Source organism: Cupriavidus sp. 30B13, from assembly GCF_049059565.2.
Taxonomy (GTDB): domain Bacteria; phylum Pseudomonadota; class Gammaproteobacteria; order Burkholderiales; family Burkholderiaceae; genus Cupriavidus.
This window is the reverse complement of sequence record NZ_CP188223.1, coordinates 3,148,237-3,173,999: the sequence shown is the minus strand read 5'-3', so window position 1 is coordinate 3,173,999 and position 25,763 is coordinate 3,148,237. Positions and strand designations below refer to the sequence as shown.

The window sequence follows — 25,763 nt, the reverse complement described above, 5'->3', positions numbered from 1 at the left end:
CGCCATGCCGCGTGGTATCGTGACCCCCATGAATGTTCCTGAAAAAAACCGGCTATCTTGGCTAGCCGACATCCTTGTCTTTTTCTTCCCTGTATTGATCCTATGCGTGCCGCGTGGGGCCGGGGGGTTCCTGGCGGGCGTCGTCCTGCTGGGGTTGGCTGGGTGGCGAGGAATGGGGCGCGCATGGCGGGAGCATGGTGCGGTCCTAGTTCCGCTGGCCTTGGCGGTGCTGGCCTTCATGCTGGTCTACGTCGGCTCGAAGCTCTACTTTCACACGCCTTGGAATGTAATCGACAATCCGTCGCGATCTTTGCTGGCTATCCTGACCTGCTGGACGGTGATTCGCACGGCACCCGATCCGGCCAAGCTCTGGCGAGGCATCACGGTTGCGTTGTTCTTTGCGCTGGTAATCGTCTGCTATCAATACCTCGCACTGCACGATCCGCGTCCCGCGGCCTGGACGCAGCCGATTGCCTTTGCCAACATGGTCGCGGCACTGTCGCTGGTCGGATTCGCGCGTCCCGGCGATGGCCGCCGTGTGCATGCCGAAGCATGGTTCAATGTGTTATGCGCGGTGTCCATCCTCATGCTCAATGGCACGCGCGGCGCGGTGGTTGCCTTGCTGGTGACGCTGGTTCCGATGCTCCTGATTCGCTACCAGCGTTTTAGCGTACGTATGTTTCTCGTTTCGATCGCAACCACGGCCGCACTGGCTGTCGGCGCATACATGGTGCCCGGCAGTCCAGTATCCGAGAGGCTGGACCAGGCAGTGCAGGAGATCGAGCAATTCCAGTTGGGCAATATCGATACCTCGGTGGGTGTGCGCTTGAAGATCTGGCAGATCGGCATGCAATATTTTGTCGAGCATCCGTGGACCGGCGTGGGCGTTGGCCAGTTCGCGAACATTCTGCATGCGTCGGCGTTCTGCCAGCAATGGACCGACTCCCCAGCATGCAAGCTCGAGCATGCACATGATGATGTCGTGGAGGCGGCGTCTACGACCGGACTTCCCGGCTTGCTGACCTTGCTCGGGTTGTTTTTCGTCCCGGCAGCGCTGTTTGGGCGTGCGCTGGTCGCCTGCCGCGAGGGCCACAACGGGCAAGGCATCAGCCTGTGCGGCGCGGGTCTGGGTGCCGTGATGGCCTCCCTCATATGCGGCCTAACCCAGGTCACCACGGCACACCAGGCTAACGTGGTGTTCTATGCAGGGCTGATCGGGCTGTTGCTGGGTCTAGCGGGCCAGCAGGCGCGCACGGTGCGGTCCGCGCAGGCTCCTGGCGATCTCGAGGCCGCCATGCAGCCCTCCACGGTGGCGGACGTCAGCCGCGCGGCCGCGAGTGTTCGGCCGGCGTAGCGGCCGGGCGGATTTCCCGAGTCAGGAACGCGGCACTGCGGGCAATGCCAGGCGTTCCTGCCGAGCACGCTGGCCGTGCGACGGGGCCGGCGCCGCCGTGCCCAGCTTCACCTTCTCCGGCAACTTATACATCGACCCCGGCACCGAGGTCAGCAGCGTATTGATCTGCACCACGTCGTTCTCGGTCAGCGCGCCGGTGGCGGCCTTCAGGCGCAGGCCGTTCATGATGGTGTCGTAGCGCGCCTTGGCGAGGTCGCGGCGGGTGGAGTAGAGCTGCGCTTCGGCGTTCAGCACGTCGATGTTGATGCGCACGCCCACTTCGTAGCCGAGCTCGTTGGATTCCACCGCGCTTTGCGCCGAATGCTCGGCGGCTTCCAGCGCCTTGACCTGGGCCAGGCCGTTGGACACCCCGGAGTAGCTCTGGCGCGCGCTCTGGGCGGCGGTGCGGCGCGCGAACTCGAGGTCGCTGGCGGCCTTGTCGGCCAGCGCGATGGTTTCGCGCACGCGCGACTGGATCTGGCCGCCGCTGTAGATCGGCACGTTGAGCTGCACGCCGATCTGGCCGCTGTTGTAGCGGCTGGCGACGTTGACCGTCTGCGTGGTGGTGCCGGTGGAATTGTTGAAGCCGTAGGAGGCGACCAGGTCGACGGTCGGCAGGTGCCCGGCGCGCGCCTTGTTGTACTCGCGCTGCGCGGAGTCGAGGTTGTAGCGGGCCAGGCCGACCTGCGGGTTGGTGTCCTCGGCCTGGCTGGCCCAGGTGTTCACGTCGGCCGGCACCGGGCCGGGCAGCTCGGCGGCGGGGCGCAGGCCGAGCAGTTCGTCGACCGGCTTGCCGGTGATCTGCTGCAGGTTGGCGCGCTTGATTTCCAGGTCGCTCTGCGCCGCGATCTCGGTCGAGATGGCGAGGTCGTAGCGGGCCTGGGCGTCGTTGGCGTCGGTGATGGTGGCGGTGCCGACCTCGAAGTTGCGCTTGGCCTGCGCCAGCTGCTCGGCGATGGCCTTTTTCTGCGCGCCGGCCAGGTAGAGGTTGTCCTGCGAGGCCAGCACGTCGAAGTAGGCCTGCGAGGTGCGCGTGATCAGGTCGAGCTGCGCCTGGCTGAAGCTGACCTCGCCGGCCAGCGCGGCCAGCTCGCCCTGCTTGTAGGTTTCCCAGCGGTCCCAGCGGAACAGCGGCTGGGTCAGCTGCAGCGCCCAGTTGTTGCCGTTGATGAAGCGGTCGCCGACGACCGGCGCGGACTGGTCGACCTTGGTGCGCGAAGCGCCTACCGCGCCGGCGATCTGCGGCAGCAGGCCGGCGCGCCCTTGTGGCAGCTTTTCCTGGCTGGCCGCCAGCTGGGCGCGGGCGCTGGCGAACTGCGCATCGTTGGCCTGGGCATCGCGGTAGACCTGGAGCAGGTCGTCGGCGCCATGCGCGGCCGGCAGGTACAGCAGCGCGAGCAGCGGGCCCGTCAGTGCCAGGCGCGTCGCGGGCAGGCTCCGCACACGAAACAGCGCATACCTCAGCGCAAACCTCATGACATCTCCAGTCGGCCGGCAGCGGGTGCGCGCGGCGTGGGTTTCTATCGATCAGCGTTCAAGGGGACCGGCGCCGCAAGCCTGCCGGCGCCGTGAAAAAGGACTGCCTGGTGCCGGCGCCTGGCGGCGCCGTCAATACTTCGGCATGGCCGGGTCTACCTGGCTGGCCCAGGCGTCGATGCCGCCGGTCAGGTTGTAGACCTTGCCGAAGCCTTGCCGCTCGAGAAAGCCCGCCACCTGCATGCTGCGCATGCCGTGATGGCAGATGCAGACGATGTCGGCGTCTTCGTCGAGCTCGGCGGCGCGCGCCGGGATCTGGCCCATCGGGATATGGGTGATGCCGGGCATGGCGCAGGTCTGCACCTCCCAGCCTTCCCGCACGTCGAGCAGCACCGGCTGCGGGCGGCCGGCGTCGGCCAGCCACTGTGCCAGTTCGGGAGCGTTGATGACCTGCATGTGGCCTGTCCCGTTCAGAAGTGGAAGCGCGACGGCTGCTCGGCGCCGGTCAGCGGCGTGACGACGGTCTCGAACAGGTTGACGGTCTTGTACTCGGTCTCGCTCACGCGCGTGATGATCTGCGCTTCCATCGCGGGCAGCGTGCCGACGAAGGCGGCGATGCGCCCGCCGACCTTGACCTGCGACAGGATCGAGGCGGGCACCGAGGGCAGCGCGCCGGAGATGCAGATGACGTCGTAGGGAGCGCTCGCGGCCCAGCCGGCGGCGGCATTGCCTTCGGCCACGTCGACGTTGGCCACGCCGGCGCCGGCCAGGTTCTGGCGGGCCAGCGCGGCCAGCTCGGGCAGGATGTCCACGGTCAGCACGTGGCGCGCGCGGTGGGCCAGCAGGGCGGCCATGTAGCCGGAGCCGGCGCCGATCTCGAGCACCTGCTCATGCTTGCGCACGGCCAGGTCCTGCAGGATGCGGGCCTCGACGCGCGGCGCCAGCATGTTCTGGCCGCCCGGCAGCGGGATTTCCATGTCGACGAAGGCCAGCGCGGCATACGCCTGCGGTACGAACTGTTCCCGCTTGACCACCGCCAGCAGGTCCAGGATTTCCTGGTCCAGCACATCCCACGGGCGGATTTGCTGTTCGATCATATTGAATCGGGCTTTCTCGAGATCCATCTTGCCATTCCTTCCAGTGCCAACCGCTTGTTCAGTTCTGAGTCCGGCCGCGCGGTGCCAGGGCCGGGGGAAATCCATTCAAACCTGGCATTTTAACCCCTCGCCAAGACAGTTGCCCAAGCGCGTGGGCCAAGGTGTCGCCTCCATGCCGCAATCCGGCCGGCGCCGCGGCCTCGTGCCCCGCGCTGGTGCCGGCTTCATTCCGCGCTGGCCGGCCCGCGCGCGGGCAGGTCGGCCATGTCCGCCGCCGGGGCCTGGACGCCCGCCCGGGCCGCCGCGGGCTTGCCTTGCCACAGCCGGCCCAGCCAGGCGCCGAAATCGTCCAGGTAGGTGTAGATCACCGGCACCACCACCAGGGTCAGGATCGACGAGGTGATGATGCCGCCGATCACCGTCTGCCCCATCGGCGCGCGCTGCTCGGCGCCTTCGCCGAGGCTGAAGGCCAGCGGCACCATGCCGAAGATCATGGCCAGCGTGGTCATCAGGATGGGGCGCAGGCGCACGCGCGCGGCGGCCACCAGCGCGGCCTCGCGCGGCAGCGGCGGCTGGCCGTCGGCGCCGCGCCGGGCCTGGTTGGCGAAGTCGACCAGCAGGATGGCGTTCTTGGTCACCAGACCCATCAGCATGATGAAGCCGATGACGGAGAACATGTTCAGCGTGGAGCGGAACAGCAGCAGCGCCGCGAACACGCCGATCAGCGTGAGCGGCAGCGAGGTCATGATGGCGACCGGCTGGAAGAAGCTGGCGAACTGCGAGGCCAGGATCATGTAGATGAAGATCACCGCCAGCGCCAGCGCCGACACGGCGAAGCCGAACGACTCGTTCATCGACTTGGTGGAGCCGCCGAAGCGGTACTTGTACCCCGCCGGCCAGTTCATGCCGTCCAGCGCCGCCCTGACCTCGCGCGCCACCTCGCCCTGCGAGCGGCCGGTGGTGTTGGCGGTCAGCTCCACCTCGCGGCTGAGGTCGCGCCGGCTGATCTGGTTGGCGCCGGTGGTGGGCACCAGTTCGGCGACCTGGCGCAGCGGCACCATGCGCGGCGCGCCGTCGCTGCCTGCCTGGGTGCTGGCGATCATCAGGCCGTTGAGGTCGGCCATGCCGGTGCGGGCGTCTCTGGGCAGGCGCACGCGCACGTCGTAGTTCTCGTCGTTCGGGGCGCGCCAGGCGCCGATGGCGTCGCCGGCCAGCAGCGGGCGCAGCGCGTTGCCGATCTGCGCGATGCCCACGCCCAGGTCGGAGGCGAGCTCGCGGCGGATGCGGACTTCCACGGTGGGGCGGTCGTCCTTCATGCTGGAGTCGAGGTCGGTCAGCCCGGGGACGGCGCTCATGCGGCGGCCGGCCTCGAGCGACAGGCGCCGCAGCGTTTCCAGGTCGTCGCCCTGGATCGATACCTGCAGCGCCTTCTGCCCGCCCGCGCCGTCGGGCATGCCGACCATGGTCAGCGTGATGCCGGCGATGCCCGCCAGCCGCGCGCGGATCATCGGGTTGAGCTTCGCCGTGGTGAGCGTGCGCGCGCGCCGGTCGGTCAGCCGCACCGACACCAGCGCGTTGTTGCGGCCCGAGGCGTTGCCCGAGTTGATGGTGGCGTAGGTGTAGGCCACTTCCGGGAAGGCCTTGAGCGCGGCTTCCACCTGCCTGACCTTGGCCTCGGTGACGGCCAGCGAGGTGCCCACCGGCGTGGTGAAGCCGACCTGCGTCTCGCCCAGGTCCGCCGCGGGCACGAACTCGGTGCCGATCAGCGGCACCAGCGCGAAGCTGCCGAAGAACGTGGCGGCCGCGATGACAGCCGTGGCCAGGCGGTGCCTGAGCGCCCAGCCCAGCATGCTGCCGTAGCCGTGGCCGAGCGCGTCCATGCGCGCCGAGAACCAGTCCAGCAGGCGGCCGGCGGTGCGGCCGTACAGGCTCGTCTTGTTGCCGGTGCCGTGCAGGTCGGGATCGTGCCAGACCGACGACAACATGGGGTCCAGCGTGAACGAGACGAACATCGAGATCAGCACGGCCGCCACCACGGTCACGCCGAACTGATGGAAGAAGCGGCCGATGATGCCGCCCATGAAGCCGACCGGCAGGAACACCGCGACGATGGAGAAGGTGGTGGCCAGCACCGCCAGGCCGATCTCGCTGGTGCCGTCCAGCGCCGCGGCGCGATGGTCCTTGCCCATCAGGTTGTGGCGCACGATGTTCTCGCGCACCACGATGGCGTCGTCGATCAGCAGGCCCACGCACAGCGACAGCGCCATCAGCGTGATCACGTTGAGCGTGAAGCCGAACATGTACATCACGCCGAAGGTGCCGATCAGCGCGATCGGCAGCGTCAGGCCGGTGATGACCGTGCTGCGCCACGAGCCCAGGAACAGGAAGACGATGGCCACCGTCAGCATGGCGCCTTCGAGCAGCGTGGAGCGGACTTCCCTGACGCTGCTGCGGATGCCGCGCGCGGCGTCGTTGACCACGGTGAGCTGCACGCCGGCGGGCACCAGGCGGCGCACCTCGTCGGTCATCCTGAGGAGGCCGTCCACGGTGTCCACGGTGTTCTGGCCCTGCGCCTTCACCACCGACAGGAACAGCGCGCGCTTGCCGTCGAGCATGGCCACGCTTTCCAGCTCCTCTTCGCCGTCGCGCACGTCGGCCACCTGGTCCAGCGTGACCGGCTGGCCGGCGCGGCGCGCCACGATGATCTTGCGGAACGCCTCGGGCGTGGCCATGCGGCCCTTGATCTGCACCACGGTCTCGGTGGCGGCGGAGCGCAGCTCGCCGGCCGGCAGTTCCTGGTTCTCGCTGCGCACCGCGTCCATGACCTGGTTCACGCCGATGCCGAGCGCTTCGAGCTGGGCCGGGCGGATGCGGATCTCCACCTCGCGCCTGGTGCCGCCGACCAGGCTGATGGCGCCCACGCCGCGCACGGTTTCCAGGCGCTTGCGCACGATCTGGTCGGCGATGGTGGTCAGCTCGCGCTGGCTGCGCTGCGCGCCCGGCGCGTTGGACACCGACAGGTAGAACACCGGCGCGTCGGACGGGTCGTAGCGCAGCACGCGCGGGTCCTTCACCTCGTCGCGGAACTGCGGGCGGATCAGCGCGATCTTGTCGCGCACGTCCTGCGCCGCCTGGCCCACGTCCACCGACAGGTCGAACTTGATCACCACCACCGAGGTGCCCTGGTACGAGTGCGAGAAGATCTCGTCGATGCCGGAGATGGTGTTGACGATCTCCTCGATCTTGCGGGTGACGTCCGACTCCACCGATTCCGGCGCGGCGCCGGGGTACTCGGTCTGCACCACCACGATCGGGAAGGTGATGTCGGGGAACTGGTCGACCGACAGCCGCTGGTAGGAGAACAGCCCCACCACGACAAAGGCCAGCATCATCATGGTGGCCAGCACCGGGTTATGGATCGACAGGCGGGTGAACCACATGGGCGCGCTCCTGGCTCCGGACCCTAGGCCTTGACCAGCTTGACGCGGCTGCCCGCGCGCAAGGTGCCGAGGTTGTTGCGCACGACCTGGGCGCCCGCGGCCAGGCCGCCGGCGATTTCCACCAGCCCGCTTTCTTCGTCGCGGATGCCGGGCCTGACTTCGCGCTCGGCCAGCACGCCGTTTTCCACGCTGTAGACGAAGGCGCGCCCGCCGTCGCCGCGGATCGCGGTGGCGGGTACGGCCACCACGCCCGCACGGTGGCCCAGCACCAGCGTGCCCTGCGCGAACATGCCGGCGCGCAGGCGCGCGTCGGGGTTGTCCACGCGCACGTAGACCATGATGCTGCGCGAGCCGGGCACCGCGGAGGGATTGATGCGCACCAGCCTGCCTTCGAAGCGGCCGCTGCCTTCCACGTCCAGCCGCACCGCCTGGCCGATGGCGGCGCGCGCCACGTCGGCGGTGGGGATGGGCGCCTCCAGTTCCAGCGCGCGCAGGTCGACCACGTCGACCAGGCGCGTGTCGGGCGAGACCTTCTCGCCGGGGTGCACCGCGCGCGCCGCCACCAGCCCGTCCAGCGGCGACCTGACCACGGTGTCGGCGAGCGCCTTCTGCGCGACGTCCAGCCCGCCCTGGGCGGCGTCGAGGTTGGCGCGTGCCACGTCGAGGTTGCTCTGGTAGTTGTCGAAGGCGGTCTTGGAGATGAAACCCTTGGCGACCAGCTCGCGGTTGCGCTCGAAGGTCTGCCGGGAATTTTCATACTGGCCGCGCGCCGCCAGCATCTGGCCACGGGCCTGGGCCACCTTGGCCTGGTATTCGGTGGCGTCGATGCGCACGATGACCTGGCCGGCGCGCACGGCTTCGCCCTCGCGCACCAGCACCTGCCGTACCTCGCCCGAGACCTTGGCCTTGACCGAGGCCTGGTTGAGCGCGCGCAGTCCGCCGGACAGCGGCAGCGAGACGTGCAGATCCTGCGCGGCGGCTTCGGCCAGGTCGGACGGGAGGAACTCCACCAGGCCGGCCGGGGCCGGCTGCGCGGCGGTGGCGGCGGCTGGTACCGCGCCTGGCTTGCGCACCGCGGCGGCGGTGCCGAGCACGGCGATCACGGCGATGGTGGCGAGCGCGCCTGTCAGTATCTTCCTGCGTCGGGTCATTCGGTCTCCGGCGGCCGCGCCGGAGTGTCCGCCGCGTCCTGCTGCGTTTGGGTCGGTGCCAGTGCTTCCTGTCGTTCCTGTCGTTCCTGCTGTTCCCGTTGCTCCTGCCGCTCCTGCTGCATCAGTTCCCAGACGTAGGGCCCGACCTTGGGCGGCACCGGCGTATCGCGCGCCGCGCCCGTGGTCAGGCCGAACAGCAGCATCTGCAGCAGGTTGTCGATAAACGCCTCGGGGTCGATCTCGATATTGGAGAACGTCCCGAACCCGCGCTGCCACAGCATCAGGAACATCAACGGCGCGCAGATCAGCGAGCTGGTGGGGTTGGCCGGCACCGCGCGCAACTCGCCGCGGGCCATGCCGCGCGCCAGCACGCGGGCGAACAGCTCGTCGCCGGGCACCGTCACTTCCTCGTGGTAGAAGCGGGCGATGTCGGGGAAGTGATTCGCCTCGGCCATGACGAGCTTGGTCAGCCCCGCCACCGGCGTGGCGCCGATCAGGCCCCACCAGCCGCGCAGCAGTTCGCGCAGCAGCTCGGCGGTGGTGCCTTCGAAGCTCTCCACCAGGTCGACGCCCCGGGCCAGCGCCGGCCCCAGGTTCTCCCGCACCACCGTCTTGAACAGCTCTTCCTTGTTGGCGAAGTACAGATATACCGTGCCCTTGGACACGCCCGCCGCCGCCGCGACATCTTCCAGGCGGGTGGCGGCGTAGCCGCGTTCGACAAACAGTTCTAGCGCCGCGGCCACCAGTTCCTGCGGGCGCGCGGCCTTGCGGCGCGCCCAACGCTTGCTGGGATTCGCCGCGGCTTGGTTCTGGTCTGGGGACTTGTTCACTTGGGGCGCGGCGCGCCTATGCCGGCGCGTTCTCTGCGAGACGTGTCAATAAATAACCCTTGGGTCAGTAATGTAGTGGAGCGGGTGGAGTCGGTCAAGCCAGGGGATGTGCGCCATTGTGCCGCGCCATTGTTGCGATATGTGAGCGCCGCGGTGCGCGTATGGGTGACTGTGTGCATGCGTGCCGGCGCGGTGCGGCGCAGCAAGCTTGGGGCACAATACGGCCTGCCGGACGCGGTCCGCGCCTGAACCTTTGCCATGCCCGCTCAGTCTGAACTCTCCTGCCGCCCGGATTGTGGCGCTTGTTGCACCGCGCCCTCGATCACGTCGCCCATCCCCGGCATGCCGCACGGCAAGCCTGCCGGCGTGCCGTGCGTGCAACTGCTGCCGGACCGCCGCTGCGCGATCTTCGGGCAGCCTTCGCGGCCGGCGTTCTGCGCCGGCCTGAGGCCCGCCGCCGACATGTGCGGCACTTCGCGCGGGCAGGCGCTGGCATGGCTGGCGCGGCTGGAAGCCGCCACGGCGCCCGCGCCCGCCGCCGTGGCCGGCTGAACGCAAGGAAACCAACGATGGTCATGATGACTCGCCGGCGCTGGCTGGCAGCAAGTGGTGCTACCGCGCTCGCCGCCGCGCTGGCGGGCTGCGCCGTGTTCGGCAACGACTACACCTTCTCGCAAAGCCAGTTGCAGGCCGCGCTGGAACGCAAGTTTCCGTTCAACAAGCGCTACATGGAGCTGTTCGACATCCAGCTCGCCAACCCGCGGCTCACGCTCGATGCCGAACGCAACCGCGTGAACGTGCAGTTCGACGCGACCATCGACAACCGCCTGTTCTTCGGCCAGCCGCTGACCGGCCGCTTCGCGCTCGACAGCGGCCTGCGCTACGACGCGCCCAGCCGCTCGCTGGTGCTGCAGGACCCGCAGGTGCAGCAGTTCGACGTCAGTGGCCTGCCGCCGCAGTTCGCGCGCCAGCTCAATGCGCTGGGCGGCGTCCTGGCCGAGCAACTGCTGCAGGGCTATCCGCTCTATACCTTCCGCCCGGACCAGCTGCGCCTTGCCGGCAGCAGTGTCGAGCCCGGTACAATCACCGTCTTGCCCAACGGGATCAACGTCAAGATCAACCGCCCGTGAGCGCGCGGCCGCGGCCCGTTCGCGGCGGGTTTCCTGGTCCGGCGCCTTGCGGCCTCTTTCCTTTTCCAATCCTTCGCCCCACCCAACCAGCATGGATATTGCGCTCGCCCTGAAAGCCGTGATCCTCGGCATCGTCGAAGGACTGACCGAGTTCCTGCCCATCTCCAGCACCGGCCACCTGATCCTGGCCGGCCAGCTGCTCGACTTCAACGACGAGAAAGGCAAGATCTTCGAAATCGTGATCCAGTTCGGCGCCATCCTGGCGGTGTGCTGGGAATTCCGCCGCCGCATCGCCACCGTGGTGGGCGGCCTGGCCACCGACGAGAAGGCGCGCCGCTTCGCCATCAACGTGATCGTCGCCACGGTGCCGGCGATCGTGCTGGCGCTGGTGTTCGGCAAATGGATCAAGGCGCATCTGTTCAACCCGGTCACCGTGGCCACCGCCTTCATCGTCGGCGGCGTGGTGATCCTGTGGGCCGAATGGCGCGAGGCGCATCGCGGCCGGGTTTCGCACCCGGCCGGCAACGCGCTGCTGGAAGCCGCCAAGGCCGGCGCGCCGCGCATCGAATCGGTGGACGACCTGAACTGGCGCGACGCGCTCAAGGTCGGCCTGGCGCAATGCTTCGCGCTGATCCCCGGCACCTCGCGCTCGGGCGCCACCATCATCGGCGGCATGCTGTTCGGGCTGTCGCGCCAGGTGGCGACCGAGTTCTCGTTCTTCCTGGCGATCCCGGTGATCTTCGGCGCCACCGTCTACGAGCTGTACAAGGCCCGCGCGCTGCTGTCCGCCGACGATCTCGGCGTGTTCGCGGTCGGCTTCGTGTTCGCGTTCCTGTCGGCCTTCCTGTGCGTGCGCTGGCTGCTGCGCTTCGTCGCCACGCACGACTTCAAGCCGTTCGCGTGGTACCGCATCGTGTTCGGCGTGATCGTGCTGATCACCGCCTATACGGGAATGATCGCCTGGCACGCCTGACGCGCGCAGGGCAGCCCGGCCGGCCGCCGGTGCGGACGTAAAAAAAAGCGTGGCTCCAGCAGCCACGCTTTTTCATCGGATCCGGCCCCAGGCGTTCAGGCCCGCTTGCGGAACACCACATCCCACACGCCGTGCCCGAGCCGCACGCCGCGGCGCTCGAACTTGGTGACGGGACGATAGTCGGGCCGCGGCGCAAAGCCGCCCGGCGCATCCGACGTGTTCTCCAGCGCCGGCTCGCCCGACAGCACTTCCACCATCTGGTGAGCGTACTCCTCCCAGTCGGTCGCGCAGTGCAGGTAGCCACCCGGCTTGAGCCGGCTGGCCAGCACCTTCACCAGCGGCGGCTGCACCAGGCGGCGCTTGTTGTGGCGCTTCTTGTGCCAGGGATCGGGGAAGAAGATATGCACGCCGTCCAGGCAGCCGTCGGTCAGCATGTGCGCGATGACCTCGACCGCATCGTGCGGCATGATCCGCACATTGTCGATGCCGCGCTCGCCGATCAGCTTGAGCAGCGCGCCCACGCCGGGCTCATGCACCTCGCAGCCCAGGAAATTGTCCTGCGGGCGCAGTTGCGCGATATGCGCGGTGGTCTCGCCCATGCCGAAACCGATTTCCAGGATCGCCGGCGCGGCGCGGCCGAACGTGGCTTCCCAGTCCAGCGGCCGTGGCGCGTAGGGCAGGATGAAGCGCGGGCCCAGGTCGTCGATGGCGCGCTGCTGCCCGGTGGAAGTCCGCCCCGCGCGGCGCACGAACGAGCGGATGCGGCGCGGATGCGCCACGTCTGCGGCCGGGTCGGGTACGTTGCCCGCTTCGTCGGCGGGCGTCGGGTCGGAACTGGGATCTTGGGGAAGCATGGCAACAAAAAAGCCGCCGGGCGGAGCCTGGTCGGTCGATGACCAGGCGGCGAAGGCGGCTCGTCTCAATCTGAAGTGGAGCGGGCGATGGGAATCGAACCCACGTCTTTAGCTTGGGAAGCTAAGGTAATGGCCATTATACGACGCCCGCTAAGGCGTAACAGGCGCGGATTCTAGCATAACTCGCAGGCCCGGAGCATTTCGGCGCCTCGCCACCCCGGGGCTTGCCGCACTGACGCCGGAGGGCTCCCGTCACTCCAGTCCGGGAGCCCCTCGCGGTTCAGCCCGGCTGATCCGTGCCCACCCCCATGGCCGGGTCGCTGACCGTGTGCTTGCCCGTTTCCACCCGTCCGGCAAACCGCCGGTAGAACGCGGGGTCGGCATCGCAGGTCACGGCGAAGTCATACCACTGGCCGCTGCCGGCCAGCGACCAGTGCATGGACTCGGTGCCCTTGCCCGCGACCGTCACCTGCCACGGGCCGTCCTTGCGGTAAGCCTGCGGCGCGATGGTGAAGTTGCATGGCTGGCTGCCGCCGTTCATCAGGTCGACGTAGACGTCGCCGTTGGCGATGTCGTAGCACACGCGGATCTCCGGCGCGATGCCGGTATCGGCGATCCGGTTGGTGTCGCCCTTGAAGTGCCGGTGGTAGCCGTTGGGGCCGAGGACCCAGAGGTCGTACATGCCGAGATTGTCCTGGAGCGGGCTCCAGGTGTCGCTCAACATTTTCCCGGCTTCGACCACGTAGCGGCGCGGTATGCGGCCGAGGTTGTGGCGGTCGTAGACATGGAACACGGCCGCCTGCGAACCGGTGTTGGAGAACACCAGTTCCATCAGGCCGGTGGCATTGCAGCGCGCGCTGGTGTGCAGTTCGTAGGGCAGCGCGCGCGAGGGGCGCGTGCCGCTGGCCTGGATCGGCAACTGCATGTCCGCCGGCAGCGGCACCGCCGGCAGCGCTTGCTGCGCGCTGCGCAACTGGTCCGCGGCGGCGCGCGTGCTGCGGCCGTTCAGCGTCGGCAGGGGCTCGTCGTTGGGGGTCTTGAAGTTGAACACGCTGGTCAGGTCGCCGCAGACGGCGCGGCGGAACGGGCTGATGTTCGTCTCGACGACGCCGAAGCGCGCTTCCAGGAAGCGCAGCACGGAAGTATGGTCGAACACCTGCGAGTTGACCCAGCCGCCCCGGCTCCACGGCGAGATCGCGTACAGGGGCACGCGCGGGCCCGGCCCGTAGACGCGGCCGTCCTTCGCGGGCTGGCCGCTGCTGCCCGGCGGCGCGGGGTGATCGTAATACTCGAAGCTCATGTCCGCATCGGCGAGCGTCGATTTCCCCGCCAGCGACGAATCGGCGTTGCGCGACGGCGCCGACGGCGACGGCACGTGGTCGAAGTAGCCATCGTTCTCGTCGAAGTTGACCAGCAGCACGGTCTTGCTCCACACCTCCGGCACCGCGGTGAGCGCATCCAGTACTTCCTGCAGGAACCACGCGCCTTGCACCGGGCTGGACGGCCCCGGATGTTCGCAATAGATCGACGGCGCATTGATCCAGCTGACTTGCGGCAGCTTGCCTTCGCGGATGTCCCGCTTGAACGCGTCGAGATAGCTTTCGGGGGTGGTTCCCGGCAGCGTATTGGCAATGCCCTTGTAGAGCGGATTGCCGGCGTTGTCCGTGGCCGCGTCGTAGGCGTGGTAGGGCAGGGCCTGGCCGGTATTGGCGTAAGGCACGCCGGGCGAGCCGCCGCTGGACACCGGGAAGCCCGACGCGAGGTTGGCGCGGCGGAACTGCTGGAAGGCGCCGAGCATGTTGTCGCCCCATTCGTCGGGCATGTTCTGGTAGGAAATCCAGCTCACCCCCGCTTCTTCAAGGCGCTCCGCGTAGGTTTTCCACGTGTAGCCCTTGTTGACCGAGGCCGGCAGGCCGTCGATCGCGTCCCACTCGTTGTTGACGAAGGCGACGCCGGCGGCCTTGGGACCGTTGGTGCCCGTGATGTGGAAGGCGCGGTTGGCGTCGGTGCCGGTATGCATCGAGCAGTGATACGCGTCGCACAGCGTGAAGGCATTGGCCAGCGCGAACTGGAACGGGACCTCCCTCTCCTTGAAGTAGCCCATGGAGATGTCTTTCTTGTTGGCTGGCCAGCTGGTCATGCGGCCGTTGTCCCAGGCCTTCTGGCTGTCCACCCAGGTATGGTTGGCGCCCGCCGCGCGCTGCGCGTTGTTGGCGCTGCCGTCGAGGTGATAGGGCGTCAGCACGGCGCCGCCGGTGCGCTCCTGCTGCCATACCTTGCGGCCGTTGGGCAGGGGGATGGTGAACCTGTCGCCGAAGCCGCGCACGCCCTTGAGCGTGCCGAAATAATGGTCGAACGAGCGATTCTCCTGCATCAGGATGATCACGTGCTCGACGTCCTTGATGGTGCCGGTTGCGTTGTTGGCCGGGATGGCCAGCGCCTTGCGGATGCTCGGGGGGAAGGCGGCCAGCGTCGCGGCGGCAAAGCCCGCGCCGGACGCTGTCTTCAGAAAGTTGCGGCGTGAAGTCATTGTTCTGGATTTATTGCTGGTGGGATTCGTGGGCGTTCGTCAGGGCGCGCAGCGCTTGTCGGGTGCGGGCTTCGCGGGCTGTTCCGCGCCAGGATCGAGGGGAGCCGCCGCGGGCGCATCGCTGTCGTCGGCGCCGCATGCGGCGAGCGTCGCTGCCACGATCAAGGCGGCAAGCGTCCGGGCCACGCTGTTGGAAGACATGAGGGTTCGCATGAATGTGAAGGAAATCGGTCTGGTTGTTTTAAGACCGAGACAATGAAAAGCAGCGAGTCTAGGCAGCCGATGTGACACGGGCGTGATTCGGCGCAAGCGGGGCGGGGAGTTGATCCGGCGGGCCAAGCGTGGAGATCCACGGAATCGGCGGTTCCGCCGTCATCGCCGGCACGCAGAACGCCGGCGGCAAAGTGAATGCCTGGAACCGGCAGATCGCCGGCATGGCCGCTGGCGGCGCGGCTCGACGCCGACGTGCGCGGCCTGGAGAACTAGCTGAGCGGCGGCGTGGCCGCGGCGATGGCCACCGCGGCGTCGAGCGCGGCCACGGTGCGCCCGATCTCGTCCATGCGCCCGGCGCGCGCGGTGCGGGTCAGTTCGAGCGAGGTCCGCATGCTTGCCGTGGGGGCCTCGATGCCGCCCAGGCCGCGGCCGATGCCGCGGGCGATGTGCAAGGCGAGGCCGCCCGCGCGGAGGACTCGCCGGAGATCACGCGGCGAGCGCCGCCATGCGCGGCGCCGCCGTTGCGGCCCCGCGCGCCGGCCGCTCCTGTGCGCCGCCGATGCGGAACACCGCCACCGCCGCCGACAGCTTGCGCGCCTGTTCTTCCAGCGAGCCGGCTGCGGCGGCCGCCTGTTCGACCAGCGCGGCGTTCTGCTGCGTCACCTCGTCCATCTGCGCGACGGCGACGTTGACCTGGTCGATGCCGCTGCTCTGTTCGGCGGAGGCGGCCGCGATCTCGTTCATGATGTCGCTGACGCGGGTGATGGCGCCGACGATCTCCGTCATGGTCGCGCCGGAGCGCTCGACCAGGCCGGCGCCCGATTCCACGCGCGCGGTGGAGGCGCCGATCAGGCCCTTGATCTCCCTGGCCGCGCCGGCGCTGCGCTGGGCCAGCGAGCGGACTTCGCCGGCGACCACCGCGAAGCCGCGTCCCTGCTCGCCGGCGCGGGCGGCTTCGACCGCCGCGTTGAGGGCGAGGATGTTGGTCTGGAAGGCGATGCTCTCGATCACGCCCACGATGTCGCCGATCTTGCGCGAATCCTCCACGATGTCCTGCATGGTGCCAACCACCTGCTGCGTGAGCGCGCCGCCTTGCGCGGCCAGCCCGGAGGCGCCGTGCGCGAGCTGGCTGGCCTGCCTGGCGTTCTCGGCGGTCTGCTTCACGGTGGAGGTGAGCTCTTCCATGCTGGCGGCGGTCTGCTCCAGCGAGGCGGCCTGTTCCTCGGTGCGTTGCGAGAGGTCGGTGTTGCCGGCGGAAATCTCGCGCACGCCGACGTTGATCGATTCGGTGCCGCGGCGCACGGTGCCGACCGTCTCGATCAGCGACGCCTGCATCTGTTGCAGCGCGGCGCTGAGCCTGCCCATTTCGTTGTCGCTGGTGACGGCGACCTGGCCGGTCAGGTCGCCCGCGGCGATGCGCTGGAACTGGGCGATGGCGGCGGTGACGGGATCGACGATGGCGCGCATCAGCGCCGCGCGCCCGGCCCACGACAGCAGCAGCGCGGCCACCAGCCCGATGGCCACCGCCGCGCTGACGGCCTTGAAGCGGCCCTGCGCTTCCTCATAGCGCTGCGCGCCGCGGTCGAGCTGGAGCTTTTCCAGTGCCAGCATGGATTTTTCGAAGGCGCCGTAGAGCGGCGGCAGCTTGTGGGCCTGCAACTGCAGGAAGGCCGGCCGGTCGCCGCTCTTGAGCGCGGCCAGCGCCGGCTCGACGCCTTCGCCGAGGAACTTCGCGCGCTTTTCCTGCATGTCCTTGATCAGGCGCTGCTCTTCCTCGCCGTTGCCGGCCGAGGCGAGATAGTGCGCCTGGCGTTCGTCGGAGGCCTTCAGGTACTGGCCGGAGCGCGCCAGCACGGCGCTGGCGCCTTCCTGGTCGTTCAGCTCGGTGAGCGAGGCGTAGGTGGCGAGGGCCAGGCGCAGGCGCAGCAACTGGCCGGCGCTGCCTTCGAGGTCGGCCACCGCGGGGGTGTCGACGGTGTACATCTGCTTGAGCGATTCGTTGCCGGCGCGCATGGACAGCAGTCCCGCCGCGGCCCCGACCATCAGGGTAAAACCGAACAGGACGACCATGAGGCTGACATAGCCTCGGATGGACAGGTGCTTCAACATCGTCTTCCTCTCTTTGGGTGCAGCGCTTTATGTCCGCTGCTGCGCGGCGCACGGAACGCAGCACGGAAAACGCCTCTGGTTGGAGCGGGGCGCTGTCTCGGTCTACGGCTGCGGGGGAGGAAAACTGAAGCGGCTTCGTGCGCGGAGGTACGCGGAATCTATGCCAGGATGCGCAGGCGGCACACGGCGGTCTCTTCCTGGCCCGGCGCGAGCCAGCGCAGTCCGGTGCCGTGGTGGATGGCGTTGGGCAGGCCGAGCCACGGCTCCACGCAATAGAAGTCGGAGCCGGCGTGCTCGGACCAGGTGGTGACGGCGAACCACGGCGCGGCGGCCGGCGAGGCCGGCACGTCCAGTTCGATCGCCAGCCGGCGGCCATGCGGGGCGGCGGGGTTGGGCGGCATGGCCAGGATGCAGGCGCGCGGCGCGGCGTGCGGTTCGCGCAGTACGTGGAAGGTGTCCTGCAGGCCCGGGTCGTCGAGACGGTAGCACGCCCTGCCGGGGCCGAGGATGTCCAGCGCGCCGTCGGCTCGCTGGCGCATCCGCTGCGCCGGCGGCATCTCCAGCGTGGCGGCCCCGCGCGCCTGGTGCGCGAGCGCGAAATAGAAATGGTGGCCGGCGTAATAAGGCAGCGAGGGCGGCGAGGGCAGCGGCCGCGTGCCGGTATTGCGCGTGCGCAGCGTGGCTTCGAGGCCGTCCTCGAGCAGGCGGTAGCCGGCCTCGAAGGCGAATTCGAACGGATAGCCCGCGCGCGTCGCATCGGAGGCTTGCAGCGTCATCGCGATGTGGCTGCCGGCTTCGTATCGGGTGAGCGCGAACGGCAGGTCGCGCGCGAAGCCGTGGCTGGGCAGCGCGCGCACCGTGCCGCCGGCATCGCGCCAGGCGCCGGGCACGCCGTCGACGAAGTGGCGGGCGATGAACGGGAACAGCAGCGGATTGCCGCCGCGCACGCGGGCGGGCTGCGACCAGTCGGCCTGGTCCGGCCAGAACAGGATGTCCTCGCCGCGATGCACCCAGCGCACCAGGCGCGCCCCGGCCTGCGGGGCCAGCAGCAGGTAGTCGTCCTGTCCGCCGACGCGGACCAGGTCCTGGCCTTGGAACTGCGTGAAGGAGGGCGTTTGCGTTTGCATGCGGCGCAGGATTTTCGGCGAGAAGGTGAAACGATGAAGGAATGGAGCTGAACGGGTGCAACGTCGGGCGCAATGGCAATCCGCAATGGCGATCCGCAATGGCCAATCATAACCGGCACCGCGCCGGTGCCGCCATGGAGAAGGCTGGCGCGCGGCGCGCCCTGCGCGGGTGCATGCCGCCCGCCGGCTGCCGCGCGCCGGGCGCGCCTGGCGCCGCGGACTCCACATTTTCCCGCGGATCCCCGCGTCCTGCCCGCCTTTCCCGCTGGCGCGGATGTTGCGTCGCATCGCAGCGCATTCCCCTCCAGCGAAAGGAGCTTGTCATGGCCGAGTCCGACACCGAGTCCAACAGCAAGTCCAGCAGCGAACCCGCCGGCGCCCTGGCCGCGGCTCTTTCCCCCACGCAGTTCTCGCACGTGCGCCCGCACGACACCGCCTTTGTCGACCAGGGCCTGCGCGACTTCTTCCTCTATCGCGACCTGGGCGTGGCCGAGGCCACCGGCGGCAAGTTGCTGGTGCAACTGGTCAAGGCCAACCAGCCGCCCGAGCAGGGCACGGGCTGGCACCGGCACGAGGCCCAGTTCCACGTGGTGCTGATGCTCAAGGGCTGGGCGCGCTTCATGTACGAGGACAAGGAGACGCTGGTCGCCACCGGCGACTGCGTGCACCAGCGCCCCGGCATCACCCACTACCTGTTCGACTATTCGCCGGACATGGAGTACCTGGAGATCGTCGGGCCGGCCGACTTCGCCACGGTCGACGTGGAGGGGCCGTGCGCGGTGCCGGCGGTGACGCCCTGGCCCCAGGATCGCGCCGCCTAGCGGCCCCGGGACCGGGGGCCCGGGGCCCTCTCCTGCCTCGCCTACGAAGTCGTGTGCACGGTGTTGCGCACGATCGGGTAGACCTGCGCATCCCAGCGCTTGCCGTTGAATACCCCGTAGTGGCCGACGCCGGTCTGCACGTGGTGCATGCGCATGTAGGGGCGCAGGCTTTCGCACAGGTCCTGCGCGGCCATGGTCTGGCCGATCGCGCAGATGTCGTCGCGCTCGCCTTCCACCGTGAGCAGCGCGGTGCGCTGGATCGCGCGCGTGTCCACGCGGCGCCCGCCCACGTCGAGCAGGCCCTGCGCCAGCAGGAAGCGCTGGAACACCATGCTCACCGTCTCGAGATAGAACTCGGCGCTCAGATCCATGGTGGCGAAGTATTCCTCGTAGAAGGTCTGGATCGCGTCGGCACGCTTGTGCTCGCCGTTGGCGCGCAGGTCGTAGAGGTCGCGGAAGGCCTGCTGGTGGCGCTCGCCGTTCATGCTCATGAAGGCGGTCAGCTGCACGAAGCCGGGATAGACGCGCCGCATGGCGCCGGCGAAGCGCAGCGGCACGTAGCTGGTGAGCGTGCGCTCGAACCACTCGATGGACTGGCTGGTGGCCAGTTCGTTGACCTTGGTCGGGTTGATGCGCGCGTCGATGGGGCCCGCCATCAGGATCAGGCTGGGCGGCTGGACCGGGTCGTCGTCCTCCGCCATCAGGGCCACGGCGGCGAGCGCGGCGACGGTGGGCTGGCACACCGCCATCAGGTGCGTGCCGCCGCCGAGCACGTGCAGGAAATCGATCAGGTGCTGGACGAATTCGTCGAAGCCGAAGCGGCCGTGCACCAGCGAGATGTCGCGCGGGTTATGCCAGTCGGTGATGTACACGTCGTGATCGCGCAGCATGGTCTGCACGGTGCCGCGCAGCAGCGTGGCGAAGTGGCCCGACATCGGCGCGACCAGCAGCACGCGCGGCTGCCGGCTCGCGCCGTGCTTGCGAAAGCGCAGCAGCGAGCAGAACGGCGTGCGCGCCACCACCTCCTCGGTGATCTGCATCGGCGTGCCGTCCACGGTGACGCTGTCGATGCCGAAGGCCGGGCGATGGTGGGTGAGCCGGCTCAGCGCCAGCACCTCGCAGGCGGCGCGCGTGGCGCGCATCGGCTCGCATGCGGCCAGGCGCGGGTTGGCGGCCAGCGCCACCGCCATCATGTCGGCCACGCTGCACGCTGGCTGCATGAGGTCCGCATAGGTCTGGTACACCTGATACAGCATGGCCGCCCCCCCTTTTATGCGTTGACTTCATACGCCGCAATATGTGTGCCACGGCGTTCCGTTGGCATGAGGCTTGCGGGCCTGTCCGTGTGGGGAAACGGGTGACCGGTTCTGGTTCGAATGCGACGCTTGCGCCGCGTGCGGCAAGTGCCTGGACGGGCTGCCGCCCAAGTGCGGCCTCAAGCTGGTGCCGCAAGCCGCACCGCGGCGGTGCGCGCGCCCGGCGGCGCTTTGCCGCGCATGCGGCGCACCGGGAAGGGCTCCGGATCGGCCGCCATGCCACGCCCCCGATGTAGTACAACGACATAGTAGGAGTGGCGGCACGCAGCACCTAGCACGATATTGCGGCGGGAATTCCCTGCGGGGCTGGCGGGCGCCCCAATGGCTTATCGAAGTGGCAAGGAGGCGCGATGGCAAAGACGACACTGACCATCAGCAGCAAGACTTATTCGTCGTGGTCCCTGCGCGGGTGGCTGCTGGCGCGTTTTGCGGGACTCGACTTCGAGGAAGTACTGGTGCCGCCGGACGACGCCGCGGCGCGCGCGGAGATCCTGCTGCTGTCGCCGTCGATCCTCGTGCCGCGGTTGTTCCACCAGGGCGTGACGGTGTGGGACACGCTGGCCATCGCCGAGTATCTCAACGAGATCAGCCCCAAGGCCGGCCTGCTGCCCGACGACCGCGCCGCGCGCGCGCACTGCCGCGCCATCTGCGGCGAGATGCACTCCGGCTTCGCCGCCATGCGCGCGGCCTTGCCGATGAACCTCAAGGGGCATTTCCCCGGCTTCAAGGTGTGGTCGCGCGCCCAGGCCGACATCGACCGCATCACCCAGATCTGGACCGAATGCCTGACCCAGTACGGCGGCCCCTTCCTGTTCGGCCAGCGCACCATGGCCGACGCGATGTACGCGCCGGTGGTGACGCGCTTCCTGACCTACGGCGTGGAACTCGATCCGCAGCCGGTGGCCTACTGCAAGCAGATCCTCGCCATGCCCGAACTGCAGGAATGGATCGCGGAGGCGCGCAAGGAGCCGGACGAGATCAGCGAGCTCGAAGTGGAATTCTGAACGCCGAACGCGCGTCCAGCGCCCGGGTTCCTTCGTCCCTTCCTTCGTCCCTTCGTCCTTTTGTCCGCCGCCGGTCCGTGTTCCGCCTCGTCAGGCGGCGGCGGACTCTCCGGCGCGCGCGGCCAGGAACGCTTCCGCGTAGGCGAAGTACCAGTCGAGCGCGTCCGGGTTGGCCATGGCGTCGCGGTTGGCGATCTTGTCCGGCGCGTGGCCCAGCAGCAGTTTCTTGACGGGCACCTCCATCTTCTTGCCGGAGAGCGTGCGCGGCACGCCCGGCACCTGCAGGATCTCGTTCGGCACGTGGCGCGACGACAGCGCGGCGCGGATGCGCGCGCGCATGGTCTCGCGCAGCGGCTCGTCCAGCACGAGCCCTTCGCGCAGCACCACGAACAGCGGCATGTAGGATTCCCGGCCGAGGTATTCGAGGTCCACCACCATGCTGTCGAGCACTTCCGGCAGGTCTTCCACCACGCGGTACAGCTCGCTGGTGCCCATGCGGATGCCGTGGCGGTTGATGGTGGCGTCCGAGCGGCCGTAGATGATGGCGCCGCCGTGCGCGGTGATCTTGATCCAGTCGCCGTGGCGCCACACGCCGGGGTAGGTGTCGAAGTAGCTGTCGCGGTAGCGCTTGCCGTCGGCGTCGCCCCACAGGAACAGCGGCATCGACGGCATCGGCGCGGTGCAGACCAGCTCGCCCACCGCGCCGGTCAGCGCGCGGCCCGCTTCGTCGAAGGCTTCCACGCGCGCGCCGAGGCAGCGGCATTGCATCTCGCCGGAATACACCGGCAGGATCGGGCAGCCGGCCACGAAGGAGCCGGCGAAATCGGTGCCGCCGCTCATCGGCGCCAGCCAGATGTCGCTGCGCACGTGGCGGTAGATCCAGTCGTAGGCCTCGGCCGGCAGCGGCGAGCCGGTCGAGCCGAGCGCGCGCAGGCGCGACAGGTCGGCCACGCGGGCGGGCTCGATGCCGGCCTTCATGCCGGCCGTGAAGAAGGCCGCGCCGGCGCCGAAGGCGGTCACGCCGGCGGCTTCCACGAAGCGCCACAGCACGCCGGCATCCGGGTAGGCCGGGTTGCCGTCGTAGAGCGCGATGGTGGTGCCCAGCAGCAGCCCGGCCACCTGCGCGTTCCACATGATCCAGCCGCTGCTGCTGTACCAGTGGAAGACGTCGTCCGGGCCGAGGTTGTTGTGGAACGCCATGAGCTTGACCTGCTCGATGACGATGCCGCCGTGGCCGTGCACGATGGGCTTGGGCATGCCGGTGGTGCCAGAGGAATAGACGATCCACAGCGGGTGGTCGAACGGCACCGGCTCGACGGCCAGCGCCACGCGGTGCGCCAGCACGTCCTGCCACGCGTGGCGGCGGATGCCCGGCGGCAGGGCCAGGGGCCGGGCGGCGGCGTCGGCGTGGCCCGACGGCACCAGCACCACGTCGGTCAGCGAAGGCAGGGCCGCGGCCAGGTCGGCCAGCACCGGCGTGCGGTCATGGTGCCTGCCGCCGTACTGGTAGCCGTCCACCGCGACCAGCACCTTGGGCTCGATCTGGCGGAAGCGGTCGATCACCGCGACCTGGCCCATGTCCGGCGCGCAGCCCGACCAGATCGCGCCGAGGCTGGCGGTGGCCAGGAAGGCGACCACGGTGGCGGGGATATTGGGCAGGTAGCCGGCCACGCGGTCGCCGCGCGCCACGCCCATCTGCCGCAGCGCGTGGGCCAGCGAGGCGACCTGTGCTTCGAGCGCGTCCCAGCTCAGCTCCGTCACGCCGACCGCCTCGCCGGCGAAGCGGATGGCCGCGCGCCGGCGCGGCGCGCCGCTGCCGGCATGGCGGAACACCTGCTGCACGTAGTTCAGGGTGGCCCCTTCGAACCAGCGCGCGCCCGGCATGGCGGGGTCGGCCAGCACACGTACCGGTTCGGTGTCGAAGCGCAGGTCGAAATACGCGCGGATGGCGTCCCAGAAGGCTTCCGGGTCGGTCACCGACCATTGCCACAGGGCGGCATAGCCGTCGAAGGCGAGGCCGCGCTCGCTCTCCAGCCAGCGCATGAAATCGGCGATGCGGCTGCCGTCGCGGAACGCCGGCGACGGCGTCCACATCAGTTTCCCTTCCTCAAGGGTGGTCATGTGTCTCCTCCTCGGGTCCGTCTGTCGCGGACGTGCGGATGGCGTGGTTTTGACTTTGCCGCGCGCGGCGGCGTGGCGTTGCGTGATCTTACATGGTGTCCTAGGCGCTGGCGCGCTGCGCGAACAGCGAGTCCCACAAGCCGTCGACGCGCGCCTTGACGGCGTCGTCCATGCGGATCGGGCGGCCCCATTCGCGGGTGGTCTCGCCGGGCCACTTGTCGGTCGCGTCGATGCCCATCTTGGAGCCCAGGCCCGACACCGGCGAGGCGAAGTCCAGGTAGTCGATGGGCGTGTTGTCCACCAGCACGGTATCGCGCGACGGGTCCACGCGCGTGGTGATGGCCCAGATCACTTCCTTCCAGTCGCGCACGTCCACGTCGTCGTCCACCACCACGATGAACTTGGTGTACATGAACTGCCGCAGGAAGCTCCACACCCCGAACATCACCCGCTTGGCGTGCCCGGCGTACTGCTTCTTCATGCGCACCACTGCCATGCGGTAGCTGCAGCCCTCGGGCGGCAGGTAGAAGTCGGTGATCTCGGGGAACTGCTTCTGCAGCAGCGGCACGAACACTTCGTTGAGCGCCACGCCGAGGATGGCCGGCTCGTCGGGCGGCTTGCCGGTATAGGTGGAGTGGTAGATCGGGTCGCGCCGCATGGTGATGCGGTCGATGGTGAAGACCGGGAACCAGTCCTGCTCGTTGTAATAGCCGGTGTGGTCGCCGTAGGGGCCTTCGAGGGCGTGCTGGTAGCCGCTCGGGTGAGCGGGGTCGGGCTGGATATGGCCTTCGAGCACGATCTCGGCCGAGGCCGGCACGCTCAGCTCGGACAGCGTCGGCGTGATGCAGCCGGCCAGCGCGGTGCGGCTGCCGCGCAGCAGTCCGGCGAACTGGTATTCGGACAGCGTATCCGGCACCGGCGTCACGGCGCCGAGGATGGTGGCGGGGTCGGCGCCCAGCGCCACGGCGATCGGGAACGGCTTGCCGGGGCTGGCCAGCGCGTGCTCGCGGAAATCCAGCGCGCCGCCGCGATGTGCCAGCCAGCGCATGATCACCTGGTTGCGGCTGATGACCTGCTGGCGGTAGATGCCCAGGTTCTGGCGCTTCTTGTGCGGGCCCTTGGTGACCACCAGCCCCCAGGTGATCAGCGGCGCGGCGTCCTCGGGCCAGCAGGTCTGGATCGGCAGGCGGGCCAGGTCCACGTCGTTGCCTTCCCACACCACCTCCTGGCAGGCCGGGCTGCCGACGCGCCTGGGCGCCATGTCCCACACCGACTTCGCCAGCGTGAACAGCTTGCCCGCTTCGCGCAGGCCGCGCGGCGGCTCGGGTTCCTTGAGCGCGGACAGGACGCGGCCGATGTCGCGCAGGTCGGCCAGGCTCTCGGCGCCCATACCTAGCGCAACCCTGCGTGTCGTGCCGAACAGATTGGCCAGCACGGGCACGCTATAAGTGTGTCCAGCACGCCGGGGATCGCTCGGGTTTTCGAACACGACTGCCGGTCCCTCCGCGCGCAGCAGCCTGTCGCAGATCTCGGTCATTTCGAGGTTGGGCGACACCGGCGTGCCGATCCGCTTCAGTTCGCCAAGGCCTTCAAGCTGGCCGATGAAATCGCGCAAGTCGTTGTATTTCATAGTGAATTCAGTTGGTGCCCAGGCGCGGCGACGCGCTCTTCCGGGTAATGGATGCGGATTTATCCGCACATCCGCATGACGAGGCGAAAAAAAATCGCCCTGATTTGCATCATCAAATTGTAAATTTTTTTACCTGGCCGGCCACGGCGGGGATGGCTCCGATGCTTTACCAGTACTGACTTTCGCCGAATCGGGGGGAGGTGAAAGCGGCGAAAAGGACATTGTTACATATAACCAAAGGCTATTACTTTCTGGTTCGTTATTCTTGACGATGTATAAAAGCGTTCCTACAATCCGGTTCTGCTCGTTGGAGTGTTGCGTCGCAGCACAAATTTTTCCTCCCTGTCAAGGGTCTGGCAAAAATTCATCCATTTCTGATCATTGAGCGGATTCGCCTGAGCAAGGGCGGGTCCCGATCGATTGTCCCGGCGCTGGCCGGGTGCATTGAGTAGTTCGCGGCAAGGCAGGTTTCCCCAAGAGCCTACCTTGTTTCTCGTTGGGCGCACGGGGAGCGCCCACCCAACAGGTGCTGGCAGCCTTTGCTAGGC

Annotated in this window: 20 protein-coding genes, 1 tRNA gene and 1 pseudogene; 6 read left to right on the top strand and 16 right to left on the bottom strand. The window is 68.6% G+C overall.

Annotated elements, in window-relative coordinates:
* Positions 1-28 precede the first annotated feature (28 nt).
* A complete protein-coding gene (locus tag ACKI2N_RS14625; protein WP_420993369.1) occupies positions 29-1,354 on the top strand; it encodes an O-antigen ligase family protein in 1,326 nt (441 codons plus the stop codon).
* A gap of 21 nt (positions 1,355-1,375) precedes the next feature.
* Here the strand turns inward: ACKI2N_RS14625 and ACKI2N_RS14620 are convergent, their stop codons facing one another.
* The 6 genes from ACKI2N_RS14620 to ACKI2N_RS14595 form a co-directional block, all read right to left on the bottom strand.
* Positions 1,376-2,869, bottom strand: coding sequence for a TolC family outer membrane protein (locus ACKI2N_RS14620; RefSeq protein WP_420993368.1), 1,494 nt, complete (start codon positions 2,867-2,869; stop codon positions 1,376-1,378).
* 132 nt (positions 2,870-3,001) lie between these two features.
* Positions 3,002-3,325, bottom strand: coding sequence for a rhodanese-like domain-containing protein (locus ACKI2N_RS14615; RefSeq protein ID WP_420993367.1), 324 nt, complete (start codon positions 3,323-3,325; stop codon positions 3,002-3,004).
* 14 nt (positions 3,326-3,339) lie between these two features.
* Positions 3,340-3,993 (bottom strand): protein-L-isoaspartate O-methyltransferase family protein, encoded by a 654-nt coding sequence (locus ACKI2N_RS14610; RefSeq protein ID WP_420993366.1) that lies wholly within the window; start codon positions 3,991-3,993, stop codon positions 3,340-3,342.
* A gap of 197 nt (positions 3,994-4,190) precedes the next feature.
* On the bottom strand, positions 4,191-7,406 hold the full coding sequence (locus tag ACKI2N_RS14605; protein ID WP_420993365.1) for an efflux RND transporter permease subunit: 3,216 nt from the start codon (positions 7,404-7,406) through the stop codon (positions 4,191-4,193).
* A 23-nt stretch (positions 7,407-7,429) separates the two neighbouring features.
* Positions 7,430-8,557, bottom strand: coding sequence for an efflux RND transporter periplasmic adaptor subunit (locus ACKI2N_RS14600; RefSeq protein WP_420993364.1), 1,128 nt, complete (start codon positions 8,555-8,557; stop codon positions 7,430-7,432).
* A complete protein-coding gene (locus ACKI2N_RS14595; RefSeq protein ID WP_420993363.1) occupies positions 8,554-9,387 on the bottom strand; it encodes a TetR/AcrR family transcriptional regulator in 834 nt (277 codons plus the stop codon). The genes ACKI2N_RS14600 and ACKI2N_RS14595 overlap by 4 nt, the downstream gene beginning before the upstream one ends.
* Before the next feature lie 258 nt (positions 9,388-9,645).
* On the opposite strand from ACKI2N_RS14595, the gene ACKI2N_RS14590 reads away from it, so the two are divergent.
* The 3 genes from ACKI2N_RS14590 to ACKI2N_RS14580 all read left to right on the top strand — a co-directional run bounded on the left by ACKI2N_RS14590 (position 9,646) and on the right by ACKI2N_RS14580 (position 11,490).
* Complete coding sequence (locus ACKI2N_RS14590) at positions 9,646-9,939, top strand: YkgJ family cysteine cluster protein (protein ID WP_420993362.1); 294 nt, start codon at positions 9,646-9,648, stop codon at positions 9,937-9,939.
* 17 nt (positions 9,940-9,956) lie between these two features.
* On the top strand, positions 9,957-10,517 hold the full coding sequence (locus tag ACKI2N_RS14585) for a DUF1439 domain-containing protein (protein ID WP_420993361.1): 561 nt from the start codon (positions 9,957-9,959) through the stop codon (positions 10,515-10,517).
* A 91-nt stretch (positions 10,518-10,608) separates the two neighbouring features.
* Complete coding sequence (locus tag ACKI2N_RS14580) at positions 10,609-11,490, top strand: undecaprenyl-diphosphate phosphatase (RefSeq protein WP_420993360.1); 882 nt, start codon at positions 10,609-10,611, stop codon at positions 11,488-11,490.
* 95 nt (positions 11,491-11,585) lie between these two features.
* Here the strand turns inward: ACKI2N_RS14580 and trmB are convergent.
* The 7 genes and pseudogenes from trmB to ACKI2N_RS14545 form a co-directional block, all read right to left on the bottom strand.
* A pseudogene (trmB, locus tag ACKI2N_RS14575) lies at positions 11,586-12,448 on the bottom strand (tRNA (guanosine(46)-N7)-methyltransferase TrmB).
* Positions 12,421-12,495: transfer RNA gene (locus tag ACKI2N_RS14570), tRNA-Gly, on the bottom strand. The pseudogene trmB and the gene ACKI2N_RS14570 overlap by 28 nt, the downstream one beginning before the upstream one ends.
* Before the next feature lie 129 nt (positions 12,496-12,624).
* Positions 12,625-14,874 (bottom strand): phosphocholine-specific phospholipase C, encoded by a 2,250-nt coding sequence (locus tag ACKI2N_RS14565; protein WP_420993359.1) that lies wholly within the window; start codon positions 14,872-14,874, stop codon positions 12,625-12,627.
* Between the two features lie 39 nt (positions 14,875-14,913).
* Positions 14,914-15,075, bottom strand: coding sequence for a hypothetical protein (locus ACKI2N_RS14560; protein WP_420993358.1), 162 nt, complete (start codon positions 15,073-15,075; stop codon positions 14,914-14,916).
* Between the two features lie 281 nt (positions 15,076-15,356).
* Complete coding sequence (locus ACKI2N_RS14555) at positions 15,357-15,539, bottom strand: hypothetical protein (RefSeq protein ID WP_420993357.1); 183 nt, start codon at positions 15,537-15,539, stop codon at positions 15,357-15,359.
* Between the two features lie 34 nt (positions 15,540-15,573).
* Complete coding sequence (locus tag ACKI2N_RS14550; RefSeq protein WP_420993356.1) at positions 15,574-17,196, bottom strand: methyl-accepting chemotaxis protein; 1,623 nt, start codon at positions 17,194-17,196, stop codon at positions 15,574-15,576.
* Between the two features lie 158 nt (positions 17,197-17,354).
* The gene (locus ACKI2N_RS14545; protein ID WP_420993355.1) at positions 17,355-18,323 is read right to left on the bottom strand and encodes an aldose epimerase; all 969 of its coding nucleotides are present in this window, start codon (positions 18,321-18,323) and stop codon (positions 17,355-17,357) included.
* Positions 18,324-18,646: 323 nt separating this feature from the next.
* Between ACKI2N_RS14545 and ACKI2N_RS14540 the strand changes: the two genes are divergently transcribed.
* The gene (locus ACKI2N_RS14540; RefSeq protein WP_420993354.1) at positions 18,647-19,144 is read left to right on the top strand and encodes a cupin domain-containing protein; all 498 of its coding nucleotides are present in this window, start codon (positions 18,647-18,649) and stop codon (positions 19,142-19,144) included.
* A gap of 41 nt (positions 19,145-19,185) precedes the next feature.
* Here the strand turns inward: ACKI2N_RS14540 and ACKI2N_RS14535 are convergent, their stop codons facing one another.
* Complete coding sequence (locus ACKI2N_RS14535) at positions 19,186-20,400, bottom strand: polyhydroxyalkanoate depolymerase (protein ID WP_420993353.1); 1,215 nt, start codon at positions 20,398-20,400, stop codon at positions 19,186-19,188.
* Between the two features lie 410 nt (positions 20,401-20,810).
* On the opposite strand from ACKI2N_RS14535, the gene ACKI2N_RS14530 reads away from it, so the two are divergent.
* On the top strand, positions 20,811-21,464 hold the full coding sequence (locus tag ACKI2N_RS14530) for a glutathione S-transferase family protein (protein ID WP_420993352.1): 654 nt from the start codon (positions 20,811-20,813) through the stop codon (positions 21,462-21,464).
* Between the two features lie 90 nt (positions 21,465-21,554).
* On the opposite strand, the gene ACKI2N_RS14525 is transcribed toward ACKI2N_RS14530, so the two are convergent.
* Both ACKI2N_RS14525 and ubiD read right to left on the bottom strand, forming a co-directional pair.
* Positions 21,555-23,585, bottom strand: a complete 2,031-nt coding sequence (locus ACKI2N_RS14525) for an acetoacetate--CoA ligase (protein ID WP_420993351.1) — start codon at positions 23,583-23,585, stop codon at positions 21,555-21,557.
* 100 nt (positions 23,586-23,685) lie between these two features.
* Entirely contained in the window at positions 23,686-25,215 is a 1,530-nt protein-coding gene (gene ubiD, locus ACKI2N_RS14520; RefSeq protein ID WP_420993350.1) for a 4-hydroxy-3-polyprenylbenzoate decarboxylase, read from the bottom strand.
* Between the last annotated feature and the right edge of the window lie 548 nt (positions 25,216-25,763).